Here is a 3,983-nt window from a genome sequence, read left to right as displayed (position 1 = left end):
GATCGCGCCAGACCCATCCATGCCCGAGGCAACGGTGAACCTTGGTGAACCTTCATGAAAACCCCTAAACCCAGTCAGTAGATTTGCCTATCACCCCTTAAAATGAAGGTACAGTGAGTAAAAATACACGGTTGAGATTATGAGCGTTGGTGAATCTCAGGGGTCAGGAGTTCTCTCCGAGCGGGAGCTGCAAATTGTTGACTTGGTTGCTTCAGGTTTGACCAATCAAGAAATTGCCGAGAAACTTGAGATCAGTAAGCGGACGGTGGATAATCACGTCAGCAATATTCTTACCAAAACGGCAACGGGAAATCGGGTAGCCTTGGTGCGCTGGGCGCTGCAGTGGGGAAAGGTTTGCATCGATCAGGTGAACTGCTGCACCTTGCCGGTGGTTGATAGCAGCGTTGCCCAAGGCGAGGTGTAGGACATCTGAATTATGGCGACTGGTAAGCAAGCTCGATCGGCGCAGGATACTAAGCCCCCCTATCAAATCCGTTGTATCCATCTGCCCCTAGGAGTGTATCGCGAAATTGCGGCCCACCTGCGGCAGGTGACGGGTGTGGAAGCTGGGCTATTACCCCAAACCTCTCAGGACTTTGATTATCTCAAAAGCCAGGTGGGTGGCTTGTGGATTCGCTACACGCCTGAGGCGGATGATGCATCTCACCTCCGCGTTGAGCAGGTTTTAGCGTATTATGGCGATCGCTACGGGGACTGGGATGTGATCAAGCCCCAAGCGGCAGTTGAGCGTAAGTAAGCAGCATGGGCACGATCAAAGCAATCCGAGGCACACAGGATATTCTGCCGGAAGCGGTCAGAATTTGGCAGCAGGTGGAGATAACGGCGCGGGACATTTTGGCGCGGTCGGCCTACCGGGAAATTCGCACGCCCATTTTTGAGCAAACTGATTTGTTTGAGCGGGGCATCGGCGAAGCCACGGATGTGGTGGGTAAGGAGATGTATACGTTCCACGATCGAGGCGATCGCTCTCTAACGCTGCGACCGGAAAACACGGCGGGGGTGGTGCGGGCGTTTATTGAACATAGTCTTTATGCCCAGGGTGGTGTACAGCGGCTGTGGTATACCGGGCCGATGTTTCGCTATGAGCGCCCCCAGGCAGGACGGCAGCGGCAGTTCCATCAGCTAGGGGTGGAAGTGCTAGGCAGTCGCGATCCCCGGGCTGATGTAGAGGTGATTGCTCTAGCAACAGATCTGCTGCAAACCTTGGGGCTTAAGGGACTAACGCTGTATTTGAATTCCGTGGGTAATCCCAGCGATCGCCAGCACTATCGCGATGCTCTGGTGACCTATTTCACGCCGTTTCAGGCTGAACTGGATGCAGATTCCCAGGAACGCCTGACGCGCAATCCCCTGCGTATTCTCGATAGCAAAGACGAACGCACCCAAGCGATCGCCACAGATGCTCCCAGCATTTTGGACTACCTGGGAGATGACTCGAAGCAGCATTTTGATCGGGTGCAGCAGTTGCTGACAGATTTGGGAATTGCCTATACCCTCAACCCGCGTCTGGTACGAGGGCTGGACTACTACACGCACACGGCCTTTGAGATTGTATCCCAGGATTTGGGAGCCCAGGCAACGGTATGTGGTGGCGGACGCTATGACGGATTGGTGGGACAACTGGGCGGCCCCGACACGGCGGCGGTGGGGTGGGCTATTGGTCTAGAGCGACTGACGCTTCTTTTGCGCCAGTTGCAGGAAACGCCGCTGCCGGATCTGGATTTTTATCTGGTGTCGCGGGGCAAACAGGCGGAAGCGCAGTCGGCTCAGCTAGCCCAGCAGCTACGCCACCAGGGTTTTTCCGTGGAGGTGGATCTGAGCGGCAGTGCCTTCGGTAAGCAGTTTAAGCGGGCCGATCGCAGTGGGGCGATCGCTTGTCTTGTTCTGGGCGATGCGGAGGCGGAAGCAGGCACGGTAAACCTGAAGTGGTTAGCCAGCGGTGATCAGGAAGCGATCGCCCAAGCGGATCTTCTGAACAAAACCGATTCCCTGCGCCAGACGATTGCGGCCCAGCGCGCTGGCATCTAGATCGGCAGATTGTTCAGCGGCTAGTATAGTGCGGCTAACCCCGTGGATAATCCCTGGCATACGCCGGTAAGGAAGTCTAAATCTAGGGTAGGAAGGCGATCGCTGCTCTGGTGATAGTGGGGATTGCGCAGGTTGGCGGTATCGGTGACCATGATGGCGCGATAGCCCGCATCCCAGAAGGGCACATGGTCGCTGCGGCGGGTGTCGGGTACGCTGCGCCCTCGCAAGGGCACCGGCAGCCATTGGCAGGACGTGCCGCTACGGTTGATGTGGCGGCTAAGGCGGATTAAGTCGGGTAGGGTGGTGAGATTCCCCACGAGGGCAATGAAGTCGCCACGATCGGGATAGAATCTCGCCAATCCTGGCGGATAGCGCTGGCTGCCGGGGGTGCGATCGCAGTAGCCCAGCATTTCTAAAGACAGCATTAAGCGTAGGGAACGCTGGTGCGATCGCCATTCTTCCACGAAGGCGTAACTGCCCTGCAGGCCGTATTCTTCGAGATCAAAGGCAACCAGGATGACGGGACGCACCGGGGGATGCTGGGTCAACCAGCGGGCCAGCTCCAGTAAGACCGCTACACCGCTGGCGTTATCATCAGCACCGGGGGAGCCGAGTACCGCGTCATAGTGGGCTCCGACTAAGATAGGCTCGGCCTGAGGGCGCTGGCCGGGGAGATGCAGAATCAGATTTTGAATCGACAGAGGAGACGTGTGGCGCTCCTGAACTGTCACCGATCCCCACTGGGATAAGTCCTGACGGATATAGTCCCGCATGAAAAAATAACCGGCTGTGGCCAGGTAGGGATCGCGATCGCGTACCAGATGGCTCAGATGCTTCTCTAGGCGCGATCGCAGTTCGGCATCTAGAGCCGCCCTAGGGCACATTCACCGGAATTAGCCGATGTTCAGGCAAGTAGCTGTCGTAGCAACTGTCTTTTGCCAAGACAGCCAACATCCGTATCTGCCAATCAGGTTCCACCATCTGCAAATCGGCCCAGGGAAGGGCAATCTCTAAGCAGCGATCGATCCCCACCTGGGCGCGGGAGGGGTGGGCCTGCCAACGATGGTGCTCGGTGGCCGCTTGGAACCAGGCAGACTGGGTCACTAAGTTCACACCGAGGTGGTGGTGGAAGCGATAGTTGACCGGCGCTTCATCAGGCACATTGGCCAAGGGGGCAGGACTGGTACTTAGGGAGCGATCGGGGTAGAACCAGAGGAGATGCAGCTCGGGCGGTACATCCACACCGGGCTTGGAACCGCTCTTGAAGTCTAGCCGCAGGTAGAAGTTTAAGTGGTCTACGCCATACCACAGCCGCTGAACGACACTGCTGCGGTGCATGGTGCCTCGGGCTCCGCCGAGTTCAATGCGCCCTGCCTTATCCCAATCCTGCTCATCGCCAATGCCGTCAATCACGGGATGGATGAAGCTCATGGGTAGGTGGTCGCCGCCCACTGCATGGATTTCGAGCGGCTGCTGCACGGCCGTCGGCACGGGTTCATTCAGGGCATAGTAGATGGCTGCCAAATGTTCTCGGAACAGTTGGTCAAACATGGCATCTTGGTTGGAGGAATGCCCCTCGCCAAACCACCAAAACCAGTCGGATCCTTCGGCGGCATAGAGAGCTTCCCAGGCTTCGGGGTTGTTCTCTTCTGTGGCTTCGGGATGGCGGGCCAAGACCTGACGGGCTTCGGTGAGCAGATCCCAAGCCTTGTTCTTCGCCGGATCGCCAATCCAGGTGGTAAAACTACCATCCACCCAAGAGCCGCTGTGCAGGTTCTCGGCGGGCAGGCGCTCTGTGGCAGGAAACTGCTCTAAAAATTCACCCACGGTGACCAGTTTGATGCCGGTTTGCTCACTCAGTCTCGAATAGAGCGCTTCTAAGAACGGCTTACCGTCGTGAGGGTAATATTCCCAACAGTTCTCGCCATCCAAGG

General features: G+C 57.2%; 5 protein-coding genes. 3 read left to right on the top strand and 2 right to left on the bottom strand.

Going from position 1 to position 3,983, the window contains the following annotated elements; genetic code table 11:
* Window positions 1-139 precede the first annotated feature (139 nt).
* The 3 genes from V6D20_14180 to hisS are packed head-to-tail and all read left to right on the top strand — an operon-like array spanning window position 140 to window position 2,049.
* Complete coding sequence (locus V6D20_14180; protein ID HEY9816928.1) at window positions 140-424, top strand: response regulator transcription factor; 285 nt, start codon at window positions 140-142, stop codon at window positions 422-424.
* Between the two features lie 12 nt (window positions 425-436).
* A complete protein-coding gene (locus tag V6D20_14175) occupies window positions 437-757 on the top strand; it encodes a hypothetical protein (protein HEY9816927.1) in 321 nt (106 codons plus the stop codon).
* 5 nt (window positions 758-762) lie between these two features.
* Window positions 763-2,049, top strand: coding sequence for a histidine--tRNA ligase (hisS, locus tag V6D20_14170; protein HEY9816926.1), 1,287 nt, complete (start codon window positions 763-765; stop codon window positions 2,047-2,049).
* Window positions 2,050-2,069: 20 nt separating this feature from the next.
* Here the strand turns inward: hisS and V6D20_14165 are convergent, their stop codons facing one another.
* Both V6D20_14165 and V6D20_14160 read right to left on the bottom strand, forming a co-directional pair.
* Window positions 2,070-2,933 carry a M28 family peptidase gene (locus V6D20_14165; GenBank protein HEY9816925.1) on the bottom strand — a complete coding sequence of 288 codons (864 nt, stop codon included), beginning with the start codon at window positions 2,931-2,933 and terminating at the stop codon, window positions 2,070-2,072.
* Window positions 2,923-3,983 (bottom strand): hypothetical protein (locus V6D20_14160; GenBank protein HEY9816924.1); only part of this gene is annotated, 1,061 nt, incomplete at its 5' end. The genes V6D20_14165 and V6D20_14160, both read right to left, overlap by 11 nt.

Source organism: Candidatus Obscuribacterales bacterium, assembly GCA_036703605.1.
Lineage (GTDB): Bacteria > Cyanobacteriota > Cyanobacteriia > RECH01 > RECH01 > RECH01.
The sequence above is the reverse complement of the archived record's forward strand: the minus strand, read 5'-3'. Positions and strand labels throughout refer to the sequence as shown.

Coding starts and splice junctions, on each gene's coding strand:
- V6D20_14175 (HEY9816927.1), top strand. CDS start 437: ATGGCGACTGGTAAGCAAGCTCGATCGGCGCAGGATACTAAGCCCCCC.
- V6D20_14165 (HEY9816925.1), bottom strand. CDS start 2,933: ATGTGCCCTAGGGCGGCTCTAGATGCCGAACTGCGATCGCGCCTAGAG.
- hisS (HEY9816926.1), top strand. CDS start 763: ATGGGCACGATCAAAGCAATCCGAGGCACACAGGATATTCTGCCGGAA.
- V6D20_14180 (HEY9816928.1), top strand. CDS start 140: ATGAGCGTTGGTGAATCTCAGGGGTCAGGAGTTCTCTCCGAGCGGGAG.